Here is a 24,518-nt window from a genome sequence, read left to right on the forward strand (position 1 = left end):
CCGTCCCGGCCCGGCGGGTCCGCTAGCGTCGACGGATGAGCGGATGGACCTCGACCTGGCCCCTGTTCGATCTCGTGCTGCGGACGCCGCGGCTGGAGCTGCACCCGGTGGCCGACGCCGATCTGCCGGGACTCGCGCGGGCCGCTGCAGCCGGGATCCACGAGCCGGGACGGTCGCCGTTCCCGGCGCCCTGGGCCGAGGCTCCCGCCGAGGAGCTGCCCGCGCAGCTCGCCCGCTACCACTGGTCGCTGCGGGCTGCGACGACGCACGACTCCTGGCGCGTCGCGTTCGCGATCCTCGAGGACGGCGTCGTGGTCGGCTGCCAGGACCTGCTCGCCGACCGCTTCCGCGCGACCCGCTCGGTCTCCTCCGGATCCTGGCTCACCCGCTCGGCGCAGGGGCGCGGACTCGGTCGCGAGATGCGGGCCGCCGTGCTGATGCTGGCGTTCGATCACCTGGGTGCCGAGGTGGCCGAGAGCAGTGCTCTGGCCTGGAACGACGCCTCGATCCGCGTCTCCTCCGCGCTCGGCTACGAGCCCAACGGGACGAGCCGGACCGTGGGAGCGGACGGCGCGGGCGTCGAGGAGACCCGGTTCCGCGTCACTCCCGGCACCTTCGTGCGGCCTGCATGGACCCTCGAGGTCGGCGGCCTGGAGAACGCGCGCCGCGTCCTGCTCGGTCCTCCGGCGGACTAGAACCCCGCGAGGCTCCGCCGCAGGCCTCCGCCCGGATGCTCGCGGCGCAGGATCCCCCGCCGCCGCAGGATCGGGACCAGCTCGTCGAGCATCCGGTGCAGCGTCACGGGATGGAAGTCGCCCGAGAAGGCGATGCCGTCGTTGTCAGCGTCGTCGCCCAGCTCCTGGACGAAGTCCGCGACCTCCTCCGCCGTGCCCACGAGCCCGGCCCGGTCGGCGACGAGTCCGAGACGCGCCTTCGCCGTGAGGAGCTCCCGCAGGGGCGCGTCCGAGTCCGCCGAGCCGTAGAGCCCGGCGATGCTGCCGCGCGAGACGTGCCCGCCGAAGACGGAGGGGTCGATCGCCCGATCGAGGTCGAGCGCGGTGAGATCTGTCTCGAGATCGCTGGACCAGGCGGAGGCGATCGCGAGGAGCGCGGCCTCGTCCGGGTGCGCGGACGCGGCGACGAGGCGCTCCGCCTCCTCCCGGCTCGACACGACGATCGGCTTCACGACGAAGAGGACCGTGAGGTCGTCCGGGTCGCGGCCGTGCGACGCGGCCGCCGCCCGCGCCTTCTCGCGATAGGCGCGCACGGTCGCGACGTCGAGCGAGGCCAGGGCGAGCTGGACGTCGGACTGCGCTCCGGCGAAGTCGATGCCGCGCGGCGAGCCTCCGGGGGACACGATGACCGGCTCGCCCGTGTCGAAGGGCAGCGCGTTCAGCGGACCGTCGAAGGTGTAGTGCTCCCCGCGGTGGTGGACCGGGCGCAATCGGGTGCCGTCCGCGAACACGCCGGTCGCCGCATCCTGGATCAGGGCGCCGTCGTCCCAGCTTCGCCAGAGCTCGCGGATCGAGTCGAGCCACTCGTGCGCGCGATCGTAGGCGCCGTCGTGCGGCAGCGGCTCGAGTCCGAAGTGCCGGCTGCTGCCGACGTCGGTGACCACGTTGAGCCCGAGCCGGCCCTCGCTCAGGTGCTGCAGCGTCGCGAACTGGCGCGCCGCCTGATACGGGCTCCAGGCCATCGGATTCACGGTGGGCGCGACGCCGAGGTGCCGCGTCGCCTCGAAGAGGTACGGAGCGAGCAGGAGCGGGTCGTGCTTCGGCCCGCCGTACGCGCGGCGCACGCGCAAGTCGAGAGTGTCGGCGCTGCCGAGCGAGAGGGCGTCCTCGATGATCACGAAATCGAAGCCCGCCTGCTCGAGCTCACGGGCGCTCTGCCGGTAGAGGTCGGGTCCGGTCCAGCGCCGGTCCCAGTCCCAGTTCGGCTGCCCCCACGCCTGCGGACCGAAGCCGCGCGAGAGGAACCAGGCGAAGTGCTGCAGCCCGCTCACGAGGCCGCCGCCAGGACGAGCGGGGTCACGGAGGCGAGGAGTCCGGTCTCGAGGTCGGCGAGGAGGTCCTCGACGTCCTCGATCCCGATGGACAGACGGAGCAGGCCCGGGCCGATCCCGGCGGCCGCGCGCTCCGCCTCCGTCCGACCCGTGTGCGTCGTGCTCGCCGGGTGCAGGACCAGCGAGCGCACGTCGCCGAGGTGCGTCATGCGGGTGAAGAGGGCGAGGGCGTCCGTGAACCGGCGCGCCGCCTCCGCTCCCCCGCGCAGCGTGAACGAGAAGACCGAGCCCTGCCCGCGCGGGAGGTAGCGCTGCGCGAGAGCGTGCGACGGGCTCGAGGCGAGCCCGCTGTAATCGACGCTCTCGACCTCGGGACGGGATTCGAGCCAGCGCGCGACGACGAGTGCGCTGCGCGACTGGTGGCGCACGCGGAGGGAGAGCGTCTCGAGTCCCTGCTCGAGCAGGAACGCCGTCAGCGGGGAGACGGTCGGGCCCATGCGGCCGGCGACGACGTCCCTGGCGTAGGCGAGGAAGGCCCGGCCGGGAGCGGCGGACATCGCCGCGAGGTGCGGGAACGCGCCGGCCCGGGCGCTCCAGTCGAACCGGCCGGCGTCGACGATCGCCCCCGCGATCACGGCGCCGTGCCCGGCCAGGAACTTGCTGGCCGAGTGGACGACGACGTCGGCGCCGTGCTCGATCGGGCGCAGGAGGTACGGGGTCGCGAACGTGTTGTCGACGACGAGCGGGACGCCCGCGCGGTGCGCGACGTCGGCCACGAGACGGAGGTCGACGACGTCGTTCCGCGGGTTGGGGATCGACTCGACGAGGACGACCCGGGTCCGCGGAGTGATGGCGTCCTCCCACGCGAGCGGATCGTCGGCGTCCTCGACGAAGGTGGTGGTGATGCCCAGACGCGCGAGGTTCTCGAGCAGGAGGTTCCTGGTTCCCTCGTAGAGGCTCGCGGCGGCCACGACGTGGTCGCCGGCCGAGGCGAGCGCGAGGAGGGCGACCGAGACCGCGGCCTGCCCGCTGCCGACGAGGAGCGCCTCCGCGCCGCCCTCGAGCGCGGCGAGACGGCGCTCGACCGCGTCGGTCGTCGGGTTGCCGACGCGCGTGTAGGTGTAGCCGTCGGCTCCCGCGAAGCGGTCGCGCGCCTCGTCGAACGAGTCGAAGCTGAACCCGGCGGTGAGGTAGATCGGGGTGCGCCTCGCGTGCAGCGCGTCCTCGGCCGCACCCTCGTGCAGCTGGCGGGTCGAGAACCCCCAGTCGCGCGTCCGCTCGTTCATCCTGCTCCGCCTCCCGTCCCCGCCCCGCGGCGGTGCCCCACGATGGCATGCGGCCGAGCGGAGGGTGGCGGACGTTACCCGGCGTGACGTGCAGCGCGCGGGACGGGCCGAGCCGGTGCCTCCTTCAGCAGGGGCGGCGGCGACGACCGGATCGGATCACCAGAACATCGTGCCCGGCGCGCCCTTGAACGGTCCGACGACGCGGGAGGTGATCCAGCCCCCGTAGAAGTCGCCCGGCTGGGGCTGCACCGTCTCGCCGTCGACCGTGCACGAGTCCATCCGGCCCGGATACACGGCGACGGTGTCCTGCAGCACCTCGAAGCCGGGCATCGGCTCGGGGTAGGTCCAGCCCGCGCTCTCGGCGATCGATCCGCCGCCGCGGACGCTCAGGTACGAGGCAGCGCCCTTGAACTCGCAGACGCTGCGCCCCGGAGCCGGCTCGAGCGCGCCGTCCGCGAACGCGGAGCGGGGCAGGTAGTAGACGGGCGGGTGGCTGGTCTCGAGGACCCGGAAGGAGGTGCGGGTGTCGGCGACGACGACCCCGCCGAGCCGCACGACGACGTGCTCGGAGCTCGGCTCGACCCGCGGCGGCCTCGGGTAGTCCCAGACGGATTCCTGGCCCTCGGCGGGCGGTACGCGCTTCATCCCTCCACGCTACGCGCGACCGCCGAGCGGTCCTCCGCCTCCCAGCCGATGCCCGGCGGCCCCGCGTCCCGCGACCGCGGATCACCGCCCCGGCGGCACGCCGACCCGTCCGTCGCGTAACGTCGTCCTTGCGCCGGACCCCCCGAGACCGTGCGCAGAAGGATCCAGCGTGCCCACCGAATGCATCCACGGCCTCGACATCGCGCTCTGCGACGTCTGCTCCCCCGCCAAGGCTCCCGAGCCCGCGGCCGGGCGCACGCGCACCCCGGCGCGCGTCCCCGGGACCTCCCGCGCGGCCACCGCGCGAGCGGCGGCGCGAGGAACGGCCCGCGAGAAGCCCCTGCCCAAGGTCGACATCGCCGCCCAGCGGATCTACCACGTCACGCACATCGACAACCTCGCCGCGATCGTGGCGGACGGAGCGATCCTGGCCGACGAGCACCTCCCCGAGCGTCCCGCCATGGACGTCAGCGCGGAGACCACGCGCGAGCACCGCCGCGCCGTCCAGGTCCGCGACGGAGCGAGCGTCGCCGGCTTCGTCCCCTTCTTCCTCTCCCCCGACGCGGCCCTCTGGGCCGACCTCCGCGGCGAGCGGGTGCTCCCCCACTGGTCGCCCCGCGCCCACGACACGACGGCCTCGCAGTACGTCGTCCTCGTCGGATCGCTGGCCTCGGCGCCGGTCCTGAGCGACGGCGACGCGTCCCACGTCCTGACCCGCTTCACCGAGGGCGACGCCCTCGTCCGCACCTTCGCCCGCCTGCTCGTCGACGAGCCCGCGCTGCGCAGCGCCGAGGCCCTCGTGCCGGAGCGGTTCCCGCTCGAGGAGATCGCCGTGGTCGGCGTGCCCTCGGTCACCACCCGCAACAAGGTGAAGGCGCTCTTCGAGGGCAGCTCGGCGTCACCGCGCGTCGCGGTCTACCCGCCCTGGTTCCACCCGGTCGCGGCCGAGGAGGAGTGAGCGCGGATCACGTCCCGCTCTGCAGATCGAGGCGCTCCGAGAGGTAGCGCTCGATCGGCATGAGACCCTGCTCGCCGAGGCCCGGTGCCCAGCGGACCAGGACCTCCGCGCCCCGCAGAGCGAGCGGGTCCGGATCGGCGGTCAGACCGTCGGCGTCCAGCGCGAGCCTCCGCCAGCCGTAGTTGACGATCTCGCCCTCGCGGAACGGTCCGTCGAAGGCGGCGCGGCGGATCTCGCGGCGCGCCTCCTGCGACTCCGACTGGTTGTTCGCGTGCAGCGGCGCCACCGCGCGGGTGACCGACCCGACTGCGTAGAGCGAGCCGGTCCTCTCCAGGAGCAGGACGCCGAGTCGCCAGGCCCTGGTGACCGGCGCCATGACCGGCGCGCGTCGGAAGCCGAGGATCGCCCGGGGCCGGCGCAGCTCGGCGAGGGCCTGATCGGCGACGCCTCGGCGCTCGAGCTCGGCGACCATCGAGGCGAGCACTTCGCCGAGGCGCTCGGCGGCCCGCGCTGCGTCGGTCGAGTGCGTCATGGGCCTCCTCCGGTCCGTTCCGGCCAGCCTAGAACGGGTGGCAGAGCTGATCCGAATCGGCGGGCCGGGCGGACGGGCCCGGATACGATCGCCTGACGACACCGAGGGAGGACGAGCGATGCGCGTCATCATGATGGGACCGCCCGGCGTGGGCAAGGGCACGCAGGCGGCGATCCTGGCCCGGACGCTCGGCGTCCCGGCGATCTCGACCGGCGAGCTCTTCCGCGCTCACGTGGCCGACGGCACCGACCTCGGACGGCGCCTGCGCACGATCGTCGAGGCGGGCCGCTACGTCCCCGACGAGATCACGAACGCGCTCGTCGCGGAGCGGCTCGACGAGCCGGACGCGCAGGACGGCTTCATCCTCGACGGGTACCCGCGGACGCTGGCGCAGGTCGCGGAGCTCGACCGGATGCTCCGGGAGCGCGACGTGCGACTGGCGCGGGCGGTGCTGCTCGCGGCGGAGACGGAGGTGGTCGTGGACCGGCTGCTCTCGCGCGCCGTGCAGCAGAAGAGGGCCGACGACGACGCCGAGGTGATCCGCCACCGGATCTCGGTGTACGAGCAGGAGACCGCTCCGCTCGAGCAGGTCTACGCCGAGGCGGGGATCCTCGTGCGCGTCGACGGCAGCGCCGGACAGGACGAGGTCGCCCGGCGGGTGGCCGCGGCGTGCCGGTCGGAGTGACCGGGCACGCCGCGACGGCGGCTCAGATCGCCGAGGCGAGGACCTCGTCGAGCTTGGCCGAGGCCTCCTCGTCGGAGCCCTTGAGCGCGAGCGACAGCTCGGAGACCAGGATCTGACGGGCCTTCAGCAGCATGCGCTTCTCGCCGGCCGACACTCCGCCGGCCTGCTCGCGGCGCCACAGGTCGCGGACGACCTCGCTGACGCGGTACACGCTGCCGCTGGCCATCTTCTCCTGGTTGGCCTTGAAGCGGCGGGACCAGTTGCTGGCCTCCTCCGCGACGTCGCTGCGCAGGACGTCGTAGACGGCCTGGACCCCGGCGTCGTCGATGATCTCGCGCACGCCGACCAGCTCGGCGTTCTCGACGGGCAGGGTGATCGTGAGCTCGCTGGTGTGCACGTTCATGGTCATGAACGTCTTCTCGACGCCCTTGACCGAGCGCTTCTCGAGCCCGGTGATCGTCACCGCTCCGTGGTGCGGGTAGACCAGGGTCTCGCCGACCTCGAATGTCATCATGTCGTGCCTTTCATCGTGGGGCCTGTGGTGGGAGGGATCGGGGATCCGAGCGGCGCATCGGCCAGCCACGGAGGAAGGAGGGCGACGAGTTGCTCGACGAGCTCCTCGTCGGTGCCGTCGATCGAGCCGGCGAGCCAGGCTCCGACGACGGCGAGGACGCCGCCCGCGGCGAAGGTCGCGGTGAGCTCCGGATCGACGGACGCGGGAACATCGACGCGGGCCAGGACCTCGCGGTGCAGGCCCAGCACCGTGTCGAGCACGGCGTCGTCCGAGGCGACGCGCGCCGACGCGCGGGCGCGGAGCCGGGCGTGGAAGGCGTGCCGGTCGACGAGGCGCTCGACGAGCCGCGCGTAGCCGCGCCGCAGGGCCGTGGATCCGGTGCGGTCCTCCGCGTCCCCCTCGGCGACCTCGGCGACGACGAGGTCCTCGCGCAGCAGGGCGGAGGCGACCGCAGCCGCGTCCTCGAAGTGCGCGTAGAAGGAGCTGCGGCTGATGCCGGCCTCGCGGACGATGTCGCTGACGGCGATGCCCTCGGTCCGCTGCTCGCCGTCGTGCATCACGAGGCGCTCGACCGCATCGAAGACGCGGCGGCGGGTCCGGCGGGCCCGGGGATCGGCCGACGTGGGGCCGTGGGGTGCGCCCGCTCCGTGCAGGGAGGCGACGCGAGCGGAAGTCATCGACGACAGTCTACCACTTCCCGGACAGGTGTTCGGGAGTGACGGTCACGTGGTGCCGTCGTCAGCGGCGGTGCGCCTCCTCGAGTCGGCCGAGCCGCGTCCTCGCCGCGCGTTCGCTGGGCGAGAGGCGACCGAGATGGAGCTCCAGACCCCGCATCAGGAGCCGGTTGGCCGTGATCGCCGGCCACCACGGGCGGCGGAGGCCGAGGAGCCGACGGACTTCCGGGCGGAGGGAGGCGACGGCGCCCGCGAAGAGCAGCGGGTAGACGACGCCGGCCTCGCCGGGGAGGCGGATGTCGCGGAGGAACCCGACGGCCTCGCGGACCCGCTCGTCCGGCTTGAGCTCCGCCGCGAAGCCCGCGAGCTGCTGCCGGAGCTCGGCGACGCTCTCGGGCGGGTTCGGCACTCCGAGCAGGCGGCCCGACTCCGCCCACTCGCGCACGTAGGCGTCGGGACCGCCCGGAATCGGGCGACCCCAGATCTCGTGGGTGCTGAGGAAGGCGTCGGTGAAGGCGTCGTGCACCCACAGCAGGAGGTGCGGATCCTGCGCCGAGTAGGGGCGCTCGGCGCCCGCCGCGTCCTCGTAGGTCCCGGTGATCCGCTCGTGCACGCCGGTCACCCAGCGGGCGGCCCCGGTGGCGGCGGCGCGGTCGCCGAAGCTCGTCGTCAGCACCCAGCGGACGGTGTTGTCCAGACGCCCCATCGGATCCTCGCGATACGTCGAATGGTCGTGGACCCCGGCCATCGCGCCCGCGTGCAGCGTCTGCATCAGGAGCGCTCTGACGCCGGCGATCATCGTCGGCATCGCTCCGTTGACCGCCCACACCGCGCTGCCGGGACCGAAGAGCCCCGGGCCATCGCCCTGCTCGAGTGCGACGACCCAGTCGGGGCGGGGGCGGGGGCGGCGGCTCATCCGGCCAGTGTGCGCTCGCCCCCTGTGCCGCGGCTGTCTGTCACCCTTTCGGCCGAACGCGCCTCGCTACTCGGCCAGCAGCTCGCGCACGTCGTCGGCCGTCAGCGCCTGCGAGAACAGCTCCCCGTCGTCCAGGACGGCGGCGCCGAGGCGGGCCTTGCGCTCCTTCAGCCGCACGATCTTCTCCTCGATCGTGTCGAGGGCGACCAGACGGTAGACGTTGACCCGGCGCTGCTGCCCGATGCGGTGGGCTCGATCGACGGCCTGGGCCTCGGCCGCCGGATTCCACCAGGGGTCGAGGATGAAGACGTGGTCGGCCTCCGTGAGGGTGAGGCCGGTGCCGCCCGCCTTCAGGCTGATGAGGAACACCGGCGCGTCGCCGGAGCGGAAGGACTCGACGACTCCGGCCCGGTCGCGCGTCGATCCGTCGAGCTGCACGAACGGGATCCCGCGCGCCCTCAATCGCTCCGCCGCCCGCTCCAGGTACGAGGTGAACGTGCTGAAGACCAGCGCGCGCCGTCCCTCGGCCAGCACGTCGTCGAGCTGCTCCACCAGAGCATCGAGCTTGGCCGAGGGCACGTGCCGGTAGGAGCGATCGACCAGGGAGGCGTCCAGCGCCAGCATCCTCAGGAGGGTGAGCGAGCGGAAGACGGTGAACCGCTGCCGGTCGAGATCCTCGACCAGGCCCAGCAGCTTCCGCCGCTCGCGCTGCAGGTAGCCGTCGTAGAGCACCCGGTGCGCGGGAGCGAGGGTCACCTCGATCGTCTGCTCCTGCTTCTCGGGCAGCTCGGGCGCGACCGCCTCCTTCGTCCGGCGCAGGAGGAACGGGCGCACGCGTCGGCGGAGGCGCTCGAGCCGCCGGCGCGCCCCCTCCTCCTGCGAGACGGTCCGTCCCTCGGACAGGTCGGGCGACGCGATGCCCAGCGGCGCCTCCGCGTGCTGGATCGGCCGCGTGTACTCCTCCTGGAACCTGCGCAGCGGGGGCAGGAGGCCGGGCGCCGTCAGCGCGAGGATCGCCCAGAGCTCGTCGAGCGAGTTCTCGAGCGGAGTGCCGGTCAGCGCGAGCACGATCGGCGCGCCGAGCGAGCGAGCCGCCCGGTGGGTCTGCGAGGCGGGGTTCTTGACGAACTGGGCCTCGTCGAGGACCAGGGCGGACCAGCTCCGAGCAGCCCACTCCTCCGCGGCCAGGCGCAGAACGGCGTAGCTCGTGAGGACGAGCTCGGCGTCATCGGGGATCCCCGCGACCCCGGTCCGCGCGCTCGACACCGTGTGCACCCGGAGCCCGGGGGCGAAGCGCGCCGCCTCGGAGGCCCAGCCGGGCACCACCGACGTCGGCGCGACCACGAGGAACGGCGCGCACCGCTCCCCCGCCGCGCGCGCCTGCTCGACGGCCTCCAGCATCATCGCGAGGGCCTGCAGGGTCTTGCCGAGTCCCATGTCGTCGGCGAGGATCCCGCCGAGGCCGTGCCGTCGGCGGTGGGCCAGCCACGAGTACCCCTCCTGCTGATAGGGCCGGAGCTGGGCGCGGAGGCCCTCGGGAGCGGCGACGTCTCCCGGCACCCCGGCGGCCAGCGCCTGCTGCAGGACCTGCCGCCACGCGTCCGAGGCGACGCTGTCGTCGGCGAGCTCCTCCAGCTCCTCCCACAGCGCCGTCTGGTGCCGGCCGAGCCGCGGACCCGTCTCCCACTCGTCGAGCTGATCGGCGCGGTTCAGCAGCTCGCGCAGACGATCGAGCCCCGGATGGGCGAGTGAGAGGTAGGAGTGGTCGACGAGCCGGATGCGGTCGCCCCCGGCCGAGAGCGCGCGGAACAGCGGGAGGAACGGCACGCTGACATCGCCGATCGTCACGACGACCGCGAGGTCGAACCAGTCTGCGTCCGCCGTGTCGGCGGCGGTCACCGTGAGGGTGAGGTCGCCGTTCAGGAGCCGGTAGTCGGGCGGGACGCCCTCGGGCTCCACCCGCACCCCTCCGACCTCCTCGAGACGAGGCAGGTGCTCGACGACGAACACCGCGGCGTCCGCTCCGCGCAGGAGTGCACCGGCCGCGAGATCGGGGACGACCGGGGATCCGGCATCCGCGAGCACGGCGGTCGCGCGCCGCAGGATCGCCGCCTCGAGGAACCCCGTGCCCTCGCCGTCGATCTCGCTCGAGCGATCGGCGCTGCGCCACCAACGCCAGCTCACCCGCACCGCGCGGCGGGGCTCGAAGGACACCGTGCAGACCAGCCTCGGCGGCTCCGGCTCGTCGATCTCGATGCCCGGTCCGCTCGGACGGACGGCGACCCGGCCCCGCAGGGCGGGCAGATGGTCGTGGAGGAACTCGTCGACGTCGTCCGCAGGCACGCTCGTCGCCTCCGGATGGCGGAGCAGACGCAGCTCCTCGTCCTCCAGCGCAGCCGCGGCCGGCGCGAGGAGCAGCGCGGACGGATCCCCGCCCTCGACGACGTAGACGCCGTGGCGCGCGACCGGGCGGACCTCGTCGAGCAGCCGATCCTCCTCGCCGAGCCGGAGGACCGGGCGCAGCTCGAGGGCTCCGGACCGATCGGTCGCGAGGAGCGCGACGTGCGCCGCGGGGCCCAGGCGCACCGCGCGGCGGTCCGGTGCCAGGAGGGGGATCCCGAGGGCGGGTGCCTGCTCGAGCAGGCTCCAGAGCAGCGGGCTCTCGTAGTCGTCGAGGTGGATCCAGTCTGGGTCCTGACCGAGGTGCACGGTCCGCGTCGCGCGGTGCAGGGCGGCGAACTCCGCGAACCAGCGCTGGTGGGCCGGATCGAGCGAGAGACGGTGCGTCTGGAAGTTCAGCGACTTCCAGGTGAGCGTCGAGCGGTTCCAGGCCCCGCCGCGCCCAGGGACGACGGGTCGCGTGGCGAGCCGGTGGTCGTCGCGCTCGGAGGGGTCGTAGTCCTTCGGTCCGACGCGCTCGCTCGTCGGCGCCCGCCACGGGTCGTCAGCGCGTCGCACGAGGCGGCGCAGCTCGAACTGCAGCCCTATCGGAGTGAGCGGCCCGGCCACGGCGTCCGGCCGCTCCTCCGAGCCGCTGAGCTCGCCGAGTCGGGCGCGCCAGGCGGACGGGAGCGGTTCGGGAGGCACGGACCCATGCTCCCACGGCCCTCCGACACGCTCGCCGGTCCCCCGCAGGACCGCTGCGGCGAGGAGAATCGGCGCATGACCACGAGCGACTCCCCCACCCCCGTCCGCCTCGAGATCGGGAGCGACGAGCTCCGCGTCTCCGTCACCACGGCCGGAGCCGAGCTCACGTCGCTCCGTGATGCCGGAGGACTCGAGTACCTCTGGCAGGCGGGCCCGGAGTGGCGGCGGCACGCGCCCGTCCTGTTCCCGATCATCGGCCGCCTGCCCGACGACACGCTCCACCACGACGGCGTCTCCTACCCGATGGGGCAGCACGGCTTCGCCCGCGATCGGGCGTTCGAGCTCGCGGGCGCCTCGGGCGACGAGGCCGTGTTCCGCCTCCGCAGCGACGCCGCGACCCGCGAGGTCTTCCCGTTCGACTGGACCCTGCTCGTCGCCTACGCCGTCACCGGATCGACGCTGCGGATCACGCAGACCGTCGAGAACCGCGGAGCCGGTCCGCTGGGCGCGTCGGTGGGCAATCACCCTGCGTTCGCGCTGCCGCTCCCCGGCGGGAACGGCGAGCACCGCATCCGCTTCGCCGAGGAGGAGCCCGAGGGTTTCCGCCGCGCGCCGGGGAACCTGCTGGCCCAGCCGCGCTTCCCCTCGCCGCTCGTCGACGGCGCCCTCGTCGTCGACGACGCCTGGTTCGAGAAGGACGCGGTGATCTTCGACACTCCGAAGCGCCGAGTGATGACTCTCGAGGCCGATGGAGCCCGCTCGATCACCGTCGACGCGGGCGACTTCGACGTCGTCGGCATCTGGAAGCCGGTGGGCGCCCCGTTCGTCTGCATCGAGCCCTGGCGCAGCATCCCCACGCCGGCGGGCTGGGACGGCGACATCGTCGACAAGCCCGGGCAGTTCGTGCTGGCACCGGGCGAGCAGCGGGCGTTCTCCTACAGCATCGCGCTCAGCTGAAGGTCCTCGCGCTGCAGCTGCGCGTCGAGGAGCTCGAAGCGGCGGATGATCAGCCCCTCGCGGGTCGCCCACGGGCAGATCACGAGCTTCTCGACGCCCAGCGCGTCCATGGCGGCCTCGGCGACCAGGGCGCCGGCGAGCAGCTGCGGCGCGCGGAGGGAGGAGACACCGGGCAGTGCGGAGCGGTCGGCCGCGCTGATCGCCGCCAGTCGTGAGCTCCAGAGCCGCAGGTCGACGAGGTGCAGCTCGCGGCGCACCAGGGGGCCCGCGGCGCTCGGAGCGGCGCCGGTGATGCGCGCGAGCGAGCGGAACGTCTTGGAGGTGCCGGCCACCAGGTCGGGGCGGCCCAGCGCGAGGAACGCGCGGGCGGGGTCGGCGAGCAGATCGCGGGCGTGCCGTCGGGCCGCCTTGACGCTCACCGCCGACGGAGGATCGCCCTGCAGCAGGTCGCGCGTCACCCGTCCCGCGCCCAGCGGCACGGAAGCGGCCAGCTCCGGCACCTCGTCGACTCCCATCGACAGCTCGAACGAGCCGCCGCCGATGTCGAGGTCGAGGATCGAGCCGGCGCCCCAGCCGAACCAGCGACGGACGGCCAGGAAGGTGGCGGACGCCTCGGCCTCTCCGCCCAGCTCCTGGAGGTGCACACCGGTCTCCTCGCGGACGCGGGCGAGGACCTCGGCGCCGTTGCCGGCCTCGCGGATCGCCGAGGTCGCGAAGGCGAGCACGTCCTCGGCGCGGTGCTCGCGAGCGACGTCGCGCGCCTCCGTCACGAACGAGATCAGCTCGCGCTGCCCCTCCTCGGTGATGTCCCCTGCGGCGTCCAGGTACGCGACCAGCGCGAGGCTGCGCTTGTGCGAGCGGTACGGGACGGGACGGGCTCCGGGATGAGCGTCGACGAGGAGCAGGTGGACCGTGTTGGAGCCGATGTCGAGCACGCCGAGTCGCATGCGCCCACGCTAGCGCGGCCCCGCCCGCGCTCCGGACACGCCTGACCCGCCCGCGACCGAGGTCCGGAGCTGCTGCGGCCTGAAGAGCCGTTCCCTTCGCGCGGCGAGATCAGCAGGACGACCGCGTGAGCGGAGTCCGACAGCCGGGAGGACGTGCGTCTCGGTACGCCGCTGCGCGGCTACGCGACCAGCAAGGGTGGCGCAGGCTCCTGGTCCCGCAGTGCCGCGGACGACCACCTTCGCCCTTCCCAGGGTCACCGGCGATCCGCGTGCCAGCGGATCGTCGTACCCGGAACGCGACCCGCTCCCTGATACGCGACCCTCTGCGAAAGCCGACCGCGCGACGATCGACGAGGAACGAGGAGAACGTCGAAAAGGGGCCCGGCCGCAGTGCGGCCGGGCCCCTTTTCAACGACTCAGTGGTCCCAGTTCTCCACCGGTTCGACCGAGCTGGAGGAGCCGACGACGTGCACGCGCATGTCGTTGGTGGTGCCGGCGCGTCCGGGGGGCGAGCCGGAGACGACGACGACCGTCTCGCCGGGCTTGGCGAGGCCCTTGTTGAGCAGCACGGCGTCGACCTGCGCGAACATCGCGTCGGTGTGGTTGACGCGCGGCGTGACGAAGGACTGGACGCCCCAGTTGAGCGCCATCCGGCGGCGGACGGCGGGCTCGGGGGTGAAGCCGATGATCGGGATGCCGTGGCGCAGGCGGGTCATGCGGCGCACGGAGTCGCCCGATTCGGTGAACACGCAGAGGAACTTCGCCTCGACGAACTCGGCGACCTCGGCGGCGGCGAGGGTGACCGAGCCGCCCTGGGTGCGCGGCTTGCTGCCGAGCGGGGGGATCCGCTCGAGGCCGTGCTCCTCGGTCGACTCGACGATGCGCGCCATGGTCTGGACGGTCACGACCGGCCAGGCTCCGACGCTCGTCTCGCCCGAGAGCATGACCGCGTCGGCACCGTCGAGGATCGCGTTCGCGACGTCGGACGCCTCGGCGCGGGTGGGTCGGGGGCTCTCGATCATGGATTCGAGCATCTGCGTGGCGACGATGACGGGCTTGGCCCAGCGGCGGGCGAGCTCGACGGCGTGCTTCTGCACGATCGGCACCGCCTCCAGGGGCAGCTCGACTCCGAGGTCGCCGCGGGCGACCATGATGCCGTCGAAGACGTCGATGATCTCCTGCAGGTTGTCGACCGCCTGCGGCTTCTCGATCTTGGCGATGACGGGGGCCTTGCGACCCTCCTCCGCCATGATCTCGTGCACGCGGGTGATGTCGCTCGCGTTGCGCACGAAGGACAGCGCGATGATGTCGGCGCCCAGGCGGATCGCCCAGCGCAGGTCGTCCTCGTCCTTCTGCGACAGCGCGGGGACGTTCACGGCGACACCGGGCAGGTTGATGCCCTTGTTGTTCGAGACGTTGCCGGGGACGACGACCTCGGTGACGACGCGGGGGCCCTCGACGGCCGTGACGCGGACCGCGACCTTGCCGTCGTCGATGAGGAGCATGTCGCCCGGGTTCACGTCGTCGGGCAGGCCCTTGAACGTGGTGCCCGAGAGCTCCTTGGTGCCCACGACGTCCTCGGTCGTGATGGTGAAGACGTCGCCCTCGGCGAGGGCGTACGGGCCGCCCTCGAACTTGCCGAGGCGGATCTTCGGGCCCTGGAGGTCGACCAGGATCGCGACCGCGCGGCCGGCGTCGTCGGCCGCCTTGCGGACGATGCGGTAGATGCCCTCGTGGACGTCGTAGCTGCCGTGGCTGAGGTTCATGCGGGCCACGTCCACGCCGGCGTCGATGATCGCACGAATGGTCTCGTACGACGACGTTGCCGGGCCGAGGGTGGCGACGATTTTCGCTCGTCTCATTGAGGGGGTGCTCCGTTGTTCTGCGCCCGGAGGCGCGTCGTTAGCGGGGAGGGTGAGCAGGAATTGCCAGCGCGAGACTATCGCCTCGGCGCGACTAGAGGGTGAAGCCGCGGTCGTTCGGGCCGACGGGCGCGGGGAGCTGCGTGGTGCCCTCGAGGTAGCGGTCGACCTCGGCCGCGACGGAGCGGCCTTCGGCGATCGCCCACACGATGAGGGACTGGCCGCGACCGGCGTCTCCGGCGACGAACACGCCGGGCGCGGTCGTCTCGAAGTTGGCGCCGCGGTCGACGTTGCCCCGGTCCGTGAACGGGACCGCCAGCTGACCGGCGAGGCGGTCCGACTCCGGGCCGGTGAAGCCCAGGGCCAGCAGGACCAGGTCGGCCGGGATCTCGCGCTCGGTGCCGCTCTTGGGGACGCGGCGGCCGTCGAGGTACTCGGTCTCGGCCACGCGCACCGCGCGGACCTCGCCGACCTCGTTCGAGAGGAACTCCACGGTGGAGGCGAGGAACATCCGCTCGCCGCCCTCCTCGTGGGCGCTCGAGACCTCGAACACGGTCGGGTCCATCGGCCAGGGCTGGCTGTCCGGACGCTCCGACGGCGGCTGCTTGCCGATCGCCAGGTTGGTGACCGAGGCGGCCTTCTGGCGGTGCGCGGTGCCGATGCAGTCGGCTCCGGTGTCGCCGCCGCCGAGGACCACGACGTGCTTGCCCTCCGCACTGATCTGCTCGAACACGGTGTCGCCCGCGAGCACGCGGTTGGACTGCACGAGGTACTCCATGGCGAAGTGCACGCCCGAGAGGTCGCGGCCCGGGATCGGCAGGTCGCGCGGCACGAGGGCACCGGTCGCGACCACGACGGCGTCGTAGCGCGCCCGGAGGTCGTCCCAGGTGATGTCCGAGCCGATGTCGACGCCCGCGCGGAAGCGGGTTCCCTCGGCCTTCATCTGGTTCAGTCGCAGCTCGAGGTGCTTCTTCTCCATCTTGAAGTCCGGGATGCCGTAGCGCAGGAGGCCGCCGATCCGGTCGTCGCGCTCGTACACGGCGACGGTGTGCCCGGCACGGGTGAGCTGCTGCGCGGCTGCGAGGCCCGCGGGCCCGGAGCCGACGACCGCGACGGTCTTGCCGGTCAGGCGCTCGGGCGGGTGCGGCTGCACCCAGTCGTTGCCGAAGGCCTGATCGATGATCGAGACCTCGATCTGCTTGATCGTGACCGCGGGCTGATTGATCCCGAGCACGCAGGACGACTCGCACGGAGCCGGGCAGAGCCGACCCGTGAACTCCGGGAAGTTGTTCGTCGCGTGCAGGCGCTCGATGGCCTGGCGGCCCTCGCCGCGCCACATCAGGTCGTTCCACTCCGGGATCAGGTTCCCGAGCGGGCAGCCCTTGTGGCAGAACGGGATGCCGCAGTCCATGCAGCGTCCGGCCTGGCGACGCAGCACGGCGGAGTCGCCCTGCTCGTACACCTCTTTCCAGTCCATCAGACGCACGGACACCGGGCGCCGCTTGGGCAGCTCCCGGTCCTGCACCTTCAGGAATCCCTTGGGATCAGCCACCGGTCACCTCCAGAATCCGTCCCCAGACGACGTCGCCGTCGGGGTCGAGCCCCTCCTCGACAGCGGATGCGCGCGTCGCGAGCACCGCGGCGAAGTCGCGGGGCAGTACCTTGACGAAACGCGAGACGGTTCCGTCGAAATCGTCGAGCATGCCCTGGGCCAGGGTGGACTCGGTCTCGGCGACGTGTCGCTCGAGCAGGTCGCGGAGCATCTCGACGTCGGCGCTGTCGAGCGCCGAGAGCGTGAGCTCCCCGGAGGCGAGCGCGTCGCGGTTGACGAGCTCGCGCTTCAGGCCGTGCACGTAGGCCGTGCCGCCGGACATGCCGGCGCCGAGGTTGCGCCCGGTGTCGCCGAGGATGACGGCGAGTCCGCCGGTCATGTACTCGAGGGCGTGGTCGCCCACTCCTTCGACGACCGCGGTCGCTCCGGAGTTGCGGACCAGGAAGCGCTCGCCGACCATGCCGCGGATGAACATCGTGCCCTGGGTCGCCCCGTAGCCGATGACGTTGCCCGCGATCACGTTGGTCGACGCGTCGAAGGTGCTGCGGCGGTCGGGCCGCACCACGATCTGACCACCCGAGAGACCCTTGCCGACGTAGTCGTTCGAGTCGCCCTCGAGCCGCAGGGTGATGCCCGCGGGGAGGAAGGCGCCGAGCGACTGCCCGGCCGAGCCGCGCAGCGACACGACGATGGAGTCGGCCGGCAGCCCGTTCTCGCCGAAGCGGACGGTGACCTCGTGGCCGAGCATCGTGCCGACGGCGCGCTCGGTGTTCTTGATCTCGCGCTCGATCGCGACGGTGCCGCGGTGGTCGAGCACGTTCGCCGCGAGCCGGATGAGCTCGTTGTCGAAGTGCTTCTCGAGCTCGTGCTCCTGCGCGCGTCCGTGGCGGCGCGGCTCCTCGGCCGTGAAGACGGGGCCGACCAGGATCGGCGTGAGGTCGAGACCGCTCGCCTTCCAGTGCTCGATCGCCTGGTTGACGTCGAGCAGCTCGCGGTGGCCGACGATCTCGTCGATGCTCCGGTAGCCGAGCTGCGAGAGGTACTCGCGCACCTCCTGGGCGATGAACTCGAAGAAGTTCACGACGAACTCGGGCTTGCCCGAGAAGCGCTTGCGCAGCTCCGGGTTCTGCGTGGCGACGCCGACCGGGCAGGTGTCGAGGTGGCAGACGCGCATCATGATGCAGCCCTCGACGATCAGCGGAGCGGTAGCGAAGCCGAACTCCTCTGCACCGAGCAGCGCGCCGATCACGACGTCGCGTCCGGTCTTCATCTGGCCGTCGACCTGCACCACGACGCGGTCGCGCATGCCGTTGAGCATGAGCGTCTGCTGGGTCTCGGCCAGGCCGAGCTCCCACGGGGTGCCCGCGTGCTTGAGCGAGTTGACCGGGCTCGCGCCCGTTCCGCCGTCGTGACCTGACACGAGGATGACGTCGGCCAGGGCCTTCGCCGTTCCCGCCGCGACCGCGCCGATGCCGGACTGGCTGACCAGCTTGGCGTGGATGCGGGCCGAGGGGTTCGCGCGCTTGAGATCGAAGATCAGCTGCTTGAGGTCCTCGATCGAGTAGATGTCGTGGTGCGGCGGCGGCGAGATCAGGCCGACTCCCGCAGTCGCGTGACGGGTGCGCGCGATCCACGGGTACACCTTGGTCGGCGGCAGCTGACCGCCCTCGCCGGGCTTGGCGCCCTGGGCGAGCTTGATCTGGATGTCGTCGGCGTGGGTGAGGTACATGCTCGTGACGCCGAAGCGCCCGGAGGCGACCTGCTTGATCGCGGAGCGGCGCTCGGGGTCGAGCAGTCGCTCCGTGTCCTCGCCGCCCTCGCCGGTGTTCGACTTGGCGCCGAGCCGGTTCATCGCGATCGCGAGCGTCTCGTGCGCCTCGGGCGAGATGGAGCCGTAGCTCATCGCTCCCGTCGAGAAGCGCTTGACGATCGACTCGACCGGCTCGACCTCGTCGATCGGCACCGGCGTGCGACCCTCGGTGTCGAGCGTGAACATCCCGCGCAGGGTCATGAGCGAGCTCGCCTGGTCGTCGACCATCTTCGTGTACTCGCGGAACACGTCGTAGCGGCGGTTGCGCGTGGAGTGCTGCAGGCGGAAGACGGTGTCGGGGTTGAAGAGGTGCGGAGCCCCGTCGCGGCGCCACTGGTACTCGCCGCCGACCGCCAGGCGCTCGTGCGCGACGACCGCGCCGTCCTCCGGGTACGCGGCGCGGTGGCGCGCGGCGTTCTCCTCGGCGACGACGTCGATCCCGATGCCGCCGAGCTTCGAGACGGTGCCGGTGAAGTACTGGTCGACGAAGGCCTGGCTGAGGCCGACGGCCTCGAAGGTCTGCGCTCCCGCGTAGCTCGACACGGTCGAGATGCCCATCTTGGACATGATCTTGAGGACGCCCTTGCCGAGCGCCTTGATCACGTTCTTCACGGCCTTCTCGGGCGAGATGTCCGAGAGCATGCCGCTGCGGACGAGCTGCTCGCAGGTCTCCATCGCGAGGTACGGGTTGACCGCGGACGCGCCGTAGCCGATCAGCGTCGCGACGTGGTGCACCTCGCGCACGTCGCCGGCCTCGACGACCAGCCCGACGCGCATCCGGTTCTCGGTGCGGATCAGGTGGTGGTGCACGGCGGCGAGCATCAGCAGTGACGGGATCGGAGCGAGGTCCTTCGTGGAGTCGCGGTCCGAGAGCACGAGGAACTGCGCTCCGGCGGCGATCGCCTCATCGGCCTCGCTGCACATCTCGTCGATGCGGTCCTGCATGGCGCGGGGACCGGCGTCGACGCGGTAGAGGCCGCGGATCGTCGTGGTGATGTGGCTGAGCGGACGCGGCGCGATGTGCTGGATCTTGGCCAGCTCGTCGTTGTCGATCACCGGGAAGTCGAGGACGACCTGGCGGGCGTGCTCGGCTCCGGCCGACAGCAGGTTGCGCTCCGGGCCGAGCCCGAGGCGCAGCGACGTGACGACCTCCTCGCGGATGGAGTCGAGCGGCGGGTTGGTGACCTGCGCGAACGCCTGGGTGAAGTAGTCGAAGAGCAGCCGGGGGCGCTTGGACAGCACGGCGACGGGCGTGTCCGAGCCCATCGCTCCGAGCGGCTCGGCGCCGGCCTTCGCCATGGGCAGCAGGAGGAGGCGGACCTCCTCCTCGGTGTAGCCGAACGTGCGCTGACGGCGGTTGACCGACGCGGGCGTGTGCACGATGTGCTCGCGCTCGGGCAGGTCCTTGAGGTTGATCCGGCCCTTGTCGAGCCACTCCTCGAAGGGACCGGACTCGGCGAGCTGCCCCTTGATCTCCTCGTCCTCGACGATGCGGCCCTGCTCCGTGTCGACCAGGAACATGCGACCGGGCTGCAGGCGTCCCTTGCGGACCACCTTCGCGGGGTCGATGTCGAGCACGCCGATCTCGCTCGCGAGCACGACGAGTCCGTCGTCGGTGACGACGTAGCGGCCCGGACGGAGCCCGTTGCGGTCGAGCGTGGCGCCGACGAGCTCGCCGTCGGTGAAGACGATCGCGGCGGGGCCGTCCCACGGCTCCATGAGCATCGAGTGGTACTCGTAGAACGCGCGGCGCTTCTGGTCGATCGCGGCGGCCTGGTTCTCCCACGCCTCCGGCACCATCATCATGATCGCGTGCGGCAGCGAGCGGCCGGCGAGGTTGAGGAGCTCCACGGTCTCGTCGAACGAGGCGGAGTCGCTGCGGCCGGGAGAGACGATCGGGAACAGCGGCGAGAGGTCGCCCAGCTCCTTGCTCTTCAGCTGGGACTGGCGGGCGCGCATCCAGTTGCGGTTGCCCTGCACGGTGTTGATCTCGCCGTTGTGCGCGATCATCCGGAACGGCTGCGCGAGCGGCCACGACGGGAACGTGTTCGTCGAGTACCGCGAGTGCACGAGGGCGAGCTTCGAGGTGAAGCGCTCGTCCTGCAGGTCGGGATAGAACGGCTCGAGCTGGAGGGTCGTGACCATGCCCTTGTAGACGAGCGTGCGGCTCGACAACGACATGAAGTACACCTCGAGCTCGCGCTCGACGCGCTTGCGGAGGCGGAAGGTCAGCCGGTCCAGGCGCACGGAGGAGAACGGAGTGCCGGTCTCGTCGGTCAGGTCGCTCCGGACGTAGAGCTGCTCGATCGCGGGCATCGCGGCGCGGGCGAGCGTGCCGATCTCGTCCGGCTGCACCGGGACGGAGCGCCAGCCGACGACCGTCAGGTTCTCCTCGCGGGCGATCTCGGCGATCGTCGACTTCACCCGCTCGCGCTCGAAGACGTCGACCGGGAGGAACGCGTTGCCGACGGCGTACTGCCCGAGCGGGGGCAGCTCGAACGTCGCGACCGCGCGGAGGAAGTCGTCCGGGATCTGCGTGATGATGCCGGCGCCGTCGCCGGTGCCCGCATCGGAGCCGACCGCGCCGCGGTGCTCGAGGTTGCGCAGGGCGTCGAGCGCGGCGTCGATGATGTCGTGCCCGGCGGTGCCGCGCATGGTGGCGACCATCGCGAGTCCGCAGGCGTCCTTCTCGGCGCTGGGGTCGTACATCCCCTGAGCGGGCGGTGTGCCGAGGAACGGCACGACGGGGACGCGGGGCGAGGGCTGGGCGGGTGCCATGTCAGGAACCGTCCTCACGAGAGTTGTGGCGGATGGGGACGTCGCTGGCCCGCAGGGTGGTGATGGAGGGTCGGCTCCCCGATCGGGAGGGCCGTGTCGTGGGGGTCACGCGCCGTCGGCGTGACCGCACGGACGACACGCGGCAGCGCTTGTGGCTGAGCCGTGGAGTGCGATCGTGCGGTTGTCGGGCATCGGGCGGGCGGCCGCGGAGTTCCGCGGCCTCCGTCAGGTGCGGGAGACCGTCTTCGTGTCGGCGTCGTCGCCGGAAGCAGTGCTGGTGGGTGCGTGCGAGTCGGACTCGACGTCCTCGAATTCTACCCCAGCCGCTTCGGGCTTCCACTCCTTGCCGGGCCGGTACGGGGACGGCTCGTCGCCGGTATGCTCGCGACCCTGGACGATGACGATCGCGAGGCCGATCACGACGGCGATCAGGGCGGCCCACACGTTGGTGCGGAGCCCCAGGAGCACCTCGCTCGGGTCGATGCGGATCGACTCGAACCAGATGCGGCCGATGCCGTACCAGACGAGGTACACGCCGAAGACGTCGCCCCACTGGAGCCGGAAGCGGCGCTCGGCGACCAGGATGACGCCGATGCCGACGACGTTCCAGAGGATCTCGTACAGGAAGGTGGGGTGGAACAGGGTGTCGGCGGGGAGTCCGACGGGGAAGGCGGGGTTCGAGGACGGGACCTCGAGCCCCCACGGCAGGGTGGTCGGGAGTCCGTAGAGCTCGACGTTGAACCAGTTGCCCAGGCGGCCGAGGGCCTGCGCGGCGAGCATGCCGGGCGCGAGGGCGTCGGCGAAGGTCCAGAAGCGGATCCCGGTCCAGCGGCAGCCGATCCAGGCGCCGACCGCGCCTCCGATCAGACCGCCGAAGATGGCGTTGCCGCCCTCCCAGATGTAGAGGGTGCGCAGCAGATCGGCGCCCTCGAAGAAGTAGTCGCCGGGGTGGGTGAGCACGTGGTACACCCGAGCACCGACGATGCCGAGCGGGACGGCCCAGATGATGATGTCGAGCACGACCCACGGCTCGGCGCCGCGGCGCTTGAGGCGCGCGTTCGTCATGATCGTCGCGACCACGATGCCGGCGAGGATGCACAGCGCGTAGGTGTGGATCGAGAAGGTCCGCTCGAAGAGCGTGAAGTCGTACTGACTCCACGCCTCGGGCGGGCTCGGAATGCTCAGCGGTACGGACACCGGTACGTCGACCTTTCGAACGGAGGGGCTCCCCGGGCACGACGACGTCGCGCCCCGACGGGCATCCCGATTGTAGTGGGAGGCGTCAGGCGCGCGGACGCGTTCCGGCTGCCAGACCGCGTGCCGTCTCGGCCACCGCGTCGACTCCTCCGGAGGCGAGGGCGCGGACGAGGGCCGAGCCCACGATCGCACCGTCGGCGTAGGCGAGGATCTCGGCGACCTGCTCCCCCGTCGAGATGCCCAGGCCCACGCACGCGCTGTCGGAGCCCGCGCTGCGCAGGCGGTCGACGAGCGTGCGCGCGGCGGTGTCGACGTCGGTGCGGGCCCCGGTGATGCCCATGGTGGACACCGCGTAGACGAAGCCGCGGCTCGAGGAGACCGCCTGGCGCAGTCGCTCGTCGGTCGAGGACGGAGCGGCCAGGAACACGCGGTCGAGACCGAGCCGCTCGGAGACGGCGATCCACTCGGCGCCCTCGTCCGGGATCAGGTCGGGGGTGATGAGGCCCGAGCCGCCCGCTTCGGCGAGGTCGATCGCGAAGCGCTCGACCCCGTACTGCAGCACCGGGTTGTAGTAGGTCATCACCAGCACGGGCACATCGACCCGGGCGCGGATCTCGCGCACGGCCTCGAAGCCGTGGCGCAGTTTGAACCCGCCGGCGATCGCGGTCTGCGTCGCCTCCTGGATCACGGGGCCGTCCATGACCGGATCGGAGTAGGGCAGGCCCAGCTCGATCGCGTCGACGCCGTTCTCGGCCATGGCGACCGCGGCGTCGATGCTCGTCGCGAGGTCGGGGAAGCCGACCGGGAGGTAGCCGATGAGGGCGCCCGCCGCCTCCGTGTTGCGACGGCGGACGGTCTCGGCGACGCTCGGTCCCACTCCGCTCACGACTGCACCGCTCCCTGGTCCATCAGGCCGAAGTAGTGCGCGGCCGTCGTCATGTCCTTGTCGCCGCGCCCAGAGAGGTTGACGAGGATCGTCGCCTCGGGGCCGAGCTCGCGGCCGAGCTCGAGCGTGCCGGCGAGGGCGTGCGCGGACTCGATCGCGGGGATGATGCCCTCGGTGCGGCTGAGGAGCTTGAGCGCGTCCATCGCGGCACCGTCGGTGACCGCGCGGTAGTCGGCGCGGCCGATGCTCGCGAGCCAGGCGTGCTCCGGGCCCACGCCCGGGTAGTCGAGACCGGCCGAGATCGAGTGCGACTCGACGGTCTGGCCGTCCTCGTCCTGGAGGAGGAAGCTGCGCGCGCCGTGCAGGACGCCGGGGCGCCCCTTGCTGATCGTGGCCGCGTGGCGCGGGGTGTCGATCCCGTCGCCCCCGGCCTCGAAGCCGACGAGGCGGACCTCGGGGTCGTCGAGGAAGGCGTGGAAGATGCCCATGGCGTTGGAGCCGCCGCCGACGCAGGCGGTGACGGCCGTGGGGAGCGAGCCGGTCAGCTCGAGGACCTGCTCGCGCGCCTCCTCGCCGATGATCTTCTGGAAGTCGCGCACGAGCGCCGGGAACGGGTGCGGGCCCGCGACGGTGCCGAAGATGTAGTTCGTCGTCTCGACGTTCGTCACCCAGTCGCGCATGGCGTCGTTGATCGCGTCCTTGAGGGTGCGCGAGCCGGTCTTCACCGAGACGACCTCGGCGCCCAGGAGGCGCATGCGGGCGACGTTGAGCGCCTGGCGCTCGGTGTCGACCTCGCCCATGTACACGACGCAGTCGAGGCCGAAGAGGGCCGCGGCGGTCGCGGTGGCGACGCCGTGCTGTCCCGCGCCGGTCTCGGCGATGACGCGCGACTTGCCGATGCGCTTGGTGAGCAGCGCCTGGCCGAGCACGTTGTTGATCTTGTGCGAGCCGGTGTGGTTCAGGTCCTCGCGCTTGAGGATGATGCGCGCACCGCCCGCGTGCGCGGCGAAGCGCGGCACCTCGGTGATGATCGAGGGGCGCCCGGTGTAGCTGCGGTGCAGCTCCATGAGCTCCGCGTGGAACTCCGGGTCGACCTTGGTGCGCTCGTACTCGGCGCTCAGCTCGTCGAGCGCCTCCACGAGGGATTCGGGGACGTAGCGACCGCCGAAGTCGCCGAAGTAGGGGCCGAGTTCGTCTCGGAGGGCCATGGCAGTACCGCCAGTCGGT

The 24,518-nt window shown here is 72.1% G+C and carries 19 protein-coding genes; 4 read left to right on the plus strand and 15 right to left on the minus strand.

Annotated features, from left to right (window positions below; translation table 11 throughout):
* Positions 1-35 precede the first annotated feature (35 nt).
* Positions 36-695, plus strand: coding sequence for a GNAT family N-acetyltransferase (locus ASF46_RS09030; protein ID WP_056867190.1), 660 nt, complete (start codon positions 36-38; stop codon positions 693-695).
* Here ASF46_RS09030 and ASF46_RS09035 read toward each other — a convergent pair.
* The 3 genes from ASF46_RS09035 to ASF46_RS09045 form a co-directional block, all read right to left on the minus strand.
* On the minus strand, positions 692-2,005 hold the full coding sequence (locus tag ASF46_RS09035) for an NtaA/DmoA family FMN-dependent monooxygenase (protein ID WP_056867191.1): 1,314 nt from the start codon (positions 2,003-2,005) through the stop codon (positions 692-694). The genes ASF46_RS09030 and ASF46_RS09035 overlap by 4 nt on opposite strands.
* Positions 2,002-3,291, minus strand: coding sequence for an O-acetylhomoserine aminocarboxypropyltransferase/cysteine synthase family protein (locus tag ASF46_RS09040; protein WP_056867192.1), 1,290 nt, complete (start codon positions 3,289-3,291; stop codon positions 2,002-2,004). The genes ASF46_RS09035 and ASF46_RS09040 overlap by 4 nt, the downstream gene beginning before the upstream one ends.
* 156 nt (positions 3,292-3,447) lie before the next feature.
* On the minus strand, positions 3,448-3,936 hold the full coding sequence (locus ASF46_RS09045) for a DUF427 domain-containing protein (RefSeq protein WP_056867193.1): 489 nt from the start codon (positions 3,934-3,936) through the stop codon (positions 3,448-3,450).
* Between the two features lie 169 nt (positions 3,937-4,105).
* Between ASF46_RS09045 and ASF46_RS09050 the strand changes: the two genes are divergently transcribed.
* Positions 4,106-4,894 carry a DarT ssDNA thymidine ADP-ribosyltransferase family protein gene (locus tag ASF46_RS09050; RefSeq protein ID WP_056867194.1) on the plus strand — a complete coding sequence of 263 codons (789 nt, stop codon included), beginning with the start codon at positions 4,106-4,108 and terminating at the stop codon, positions 4,892-4,894.
* Between the two features lie 7 nt (positions 4,895-4,901).
* Here ASF46_RS09050 and ASF46_RS09055 read toward each other — a convergent pair whose 3' ends face one another.
* Entirely contained in the window at positions 4,902-5,426 is a 525-nt protein-coding gene (locus ASF46_RS09055) for a hypothetical protein (RefSeq protein ID WP_056867195.1), read from the minus strand.
* Between the two features lie 118 nt (positions 5,427-5,544).
* Here ASF46_RS09055 and ASF46_RS09060 point away from each other — a divergent pair, with 118 nt between their 5' ends.
* Complete coding sequence (locus ASF46_RS09060) at positions 5,545-6,111, plus strand: adenylate kinase (RefSeq protein WP_056867196.1); 567 nt, start codon at positions 5,545-5,547, stop codon at positions 6,109-6,111.
* Between the two features lie 22 nt (positions 6,112-6,133).
* Here ASF46_RS09060 and ASF46_RS09065 read toward each other — a convergent pair whose 3' ends face one another.
* The 4 genes from ASF46_RS09065 to ASF46_RS09080 all read right to left on the minus strand — a co-directional run bounded on the left by ASF46_RS09065 (position 6,134) and on the right by ASF46_RS09080 (position 11,302).
* Positions 6,134-6,622, minus strand: coding sequence for a CarD family transcriptional regulator (locus ASF46_RS09065; protein WP_055793090.1), 489 nt, complete (start codon positions 6,620-6,622; stop codon positions 6,134-6,136).
* Positions 6,622-7,302 carry a TetR/AcrR family transcriptional regulator gene (locus tag ASF46_RS09070; RefSeq protein WP_056867197.1) on the minus strand — a complete coding sequence of 227 codons (681 nt, stop codon included), beginning with the start codon at positions 7,300-7,302 and terminating at the stop codon, positions 6,622-6,624. Before ASF46_RS09070 ends, ASF46_RS09065 begins: the two co-directional genes overlap by 1 nt.
* A gap of 61 nt (positions 7,303-7,363) precedes the next feature.
* A complete protein-coding gene (locus ASF46_RS09075) occupies positions 7,364-8,215 on the minus strand; it encodes an oxygenase MpaB family protein (protein WP_056867198.1) in 852 nt (283 codons plus the stop codon).
* A 66-nt stretch (positions 8,216-8,281) separates the two neighbouring features.
* Complete coding sequence (locus ASF46_RS09080; protein ID WP_235576890.1) at positions 8,282-11,302, minus strand: DEAD/DEAH box helicase; 3,021 nt, start codon at positions 11,300-11,302, stop codon at positions 8,282-8,284.
* 75 nt (positions 11,303-11,377) lie between these two features.
* Between ASF46_RS09080 and ASF46_RS09085 the strand changes: the two genes are divergently transcribed.
* Positions 11,378-12,259, plus strand: coding sequence for an aldose 1-epimerase family protein (locus ASF46_RS09085; protein ID WP_056867199.1), 882 nt, complete (start codon positions 11,378-11,380; stop codon positions 12,257-12,259).
* On the opposite strand, the gene ASF46_RS09090 is transcribed toward ASF46_RS09085, so the two are convergent.
* From ASF46_RS09090 to trpB, 7 genes are all read right to left on the minus strand, one after another.
* Positions 12,238-13,206: an exopolyphosphatase gene (locus ASF46_RS09090; protein ID WP_056867200.1), complete on the minus strand. Its 969-nt coding sequence runs from the start codon at positions 13,204-13,206 to the stop codon at positions 12,238-12,240. The two genes, ASF46_RS09085 and ASF46_RS09090, sit on opposite strands and share 22 nt — an antisense overlap.
* Before the next feature lie 416 nt (positions 13,207-13,622).
* A complete protein-coding gene (gene pyk / locus ASF46_RS09095) occupies positions 13,623-15,068 on the minus strand; it encodes a pyruvate kinase (RefSeq protein ID WP_056867201.1) in 1,446 nt (481 codons plus the stop codon).
* A gap of 94 nt (positions 15,069-15,162) precedes the next feature.
* Positions 15,163-16,620 (minus strand): glutamate synthase subunit beta, encoded by a 1,458-nt coding sequence (locus ASF46_RS09100; protein WP_055791868.1) that lies wholly within the window; start codon positions 16,618-16,620, stop codon positions 15,163-15,165.
* Positions 16,613-21,208, minus strand: a complete 4,596-nt coding sequence (gene gltB / locus ASF46_RS09105) for a glutamate synthase large subunit (protein WP_056867202.1) — start codon at positions 21,206-21,208, stop codon at positions 16,613-16,615. Before gltB ends, ASF46_RS09100 begins: the two co-directional genes overlap by 8 nt.
* A 225-nt stretch (positions 21,209-21,433) precedes the next feature.
* On the minus strand, positions 21,434-22,405 hold the full coding sequence (gene lgt / locus ASF46_RS09110; RefSeq protein ID WP_235576891.1) for a prolipoprotein diacylglyceryl transferase: 972 nt from the start codon (positions 22,403-22,405) through the stop codon (positions 21,434-21,436).
* 85 nt (positions 22,406-22,490) lie between these two features.
* Positions 22,491-23,291, minus strand: a complete 801-nt coding sequence (trpA, locus tag ASF46_RS09115; protein WP_056867203.1) for a tryptophan synthase subunit alpha — start codon at positions 23,289-23,291, stop codon at positions 22,491-22,493.
* A complete protein-coding gene (gene trpB, locus ASF46_RS09120) occupies positions 23,288-24,499 on the minus strand; it encodes a tryptophan synthase subunit beta (protein WP_055791860.1) in 1,212 nt (403 codons plus the stop codon). The genes trpA and trpB overlap by 4 nt, the downstream gene beginning before the upstream one ends.
* Positions 24,500-24,518 lie beyond the last annotated feature (19 nt).

The organism is Rathayibacter sp. Leaf296 (assembly GCF_001423045.1).
Lineage (GTDB): Bacteria > Actinomycetota > Actinomycetes > Actinomycetales > Microbacteriaceae > Rathayibacter > Rathayibacter caricis.

What these genes read in the sequence shown, in the direction of transcription:
- trpB (WP_055791860.1), bottom strand. Translation starts at nt 24,499, where the DNA reads ATGGCCCTCCGAGACGAACTCGGCCCCTACTTCGGCGACTTCGGCGGT.
- ASF46_RS09030 (WP_056867190.1), top strand. Translation starts at nt 36, where the DNA reads ATGAGCGGATGGACCTCGACCTGGCCCCTGTTCGATCTCGTGCTGCGG.
- ASF46_RS09040 (WP_056867192.1), bottom strand. Translation starts at nt 3,291, where the DNA reads ATGAACGAGCGGACGCGCGACTGGGGGTTCTCGACCCGCCAGCTGCAC.
- pyk (WP_056867201.1), bottom strand. Translation starts at nt 15,068, where the DNA reads ATGAGACGAGCGAAAATCGTCGCCACCCTCGGCCCGGCAACGTCGTCG.
- ASF46_RS09090 (WP_056867200.1), bottom strand. Translation starts at nt 13,206, where the DNA reads ATGCGACTCGGCGTGCTCGACATCGGCTCCAACACGGTCCACCTGCTC.
- ASF46_RS09055 (WP_056867195.1), bottom strand. Translation starts at nt 5,426, where the DNA reads ATGACGCACTCGACCGACGCAGCGCGGGCCGCCGAGCGCCTCGGCGAA.
- ASF46_RS09085 (WP_056867199.1), top strand. Translation starts at nt 11,378, where the DNA reads ATGACCACGAGCGACTCCCCCACCCCCGTCCGCCTCGAGATCGGGAGC.
- ASF46_RS09060 (WP_056867196.1), top strand. Translation starts at nt 5,545, where the DNA reads ATGCGCGTCATCATGATGGGACCGCCCGGCGTGGGCAAGGGCACGCAG.
- ASF46_RS09070 (WP_056867197.1), bottom strand. Translation starts at nt 7,302, where the DNA reads ATGACTTCCGCTCGCGTCGCCTCCCTGCACGGAGCGGGCGCACCCCAC.
- ASF46_RS09045 (WP_056867193.1), bottom strand. Translation starts at nt 3,936, where the DNA reads ATGAAGCGCGTACCGCCCGCCGAGGGCCAGGAATCCGTCTGGGACTAC.
- ASF46_RS09075 (WP_056867198.1), bottom strand. Translation starts at nt 8,215, where the DNA reads ATGAGCCGCCGCCCCCGCCCCCGCCCCGACTGGGTCGTCGCACTCGAG.
- ASF46_RS09065 (WP_055793090.1), bottom strand. Translation starts at nt 6,622, where the DNA reads ATGACATTCGAGGTCGGCGAGACCCTGGTCTACCCGCACCACGGAGCG.
- gltB (WP_056867202.1), bottom strand. Translation starts at nt 21,208, where the DNA reads ATGGCACCCGCCCAGCCCTCGCCCCGCGTCCCCGTCGTGCCGTTCCTC.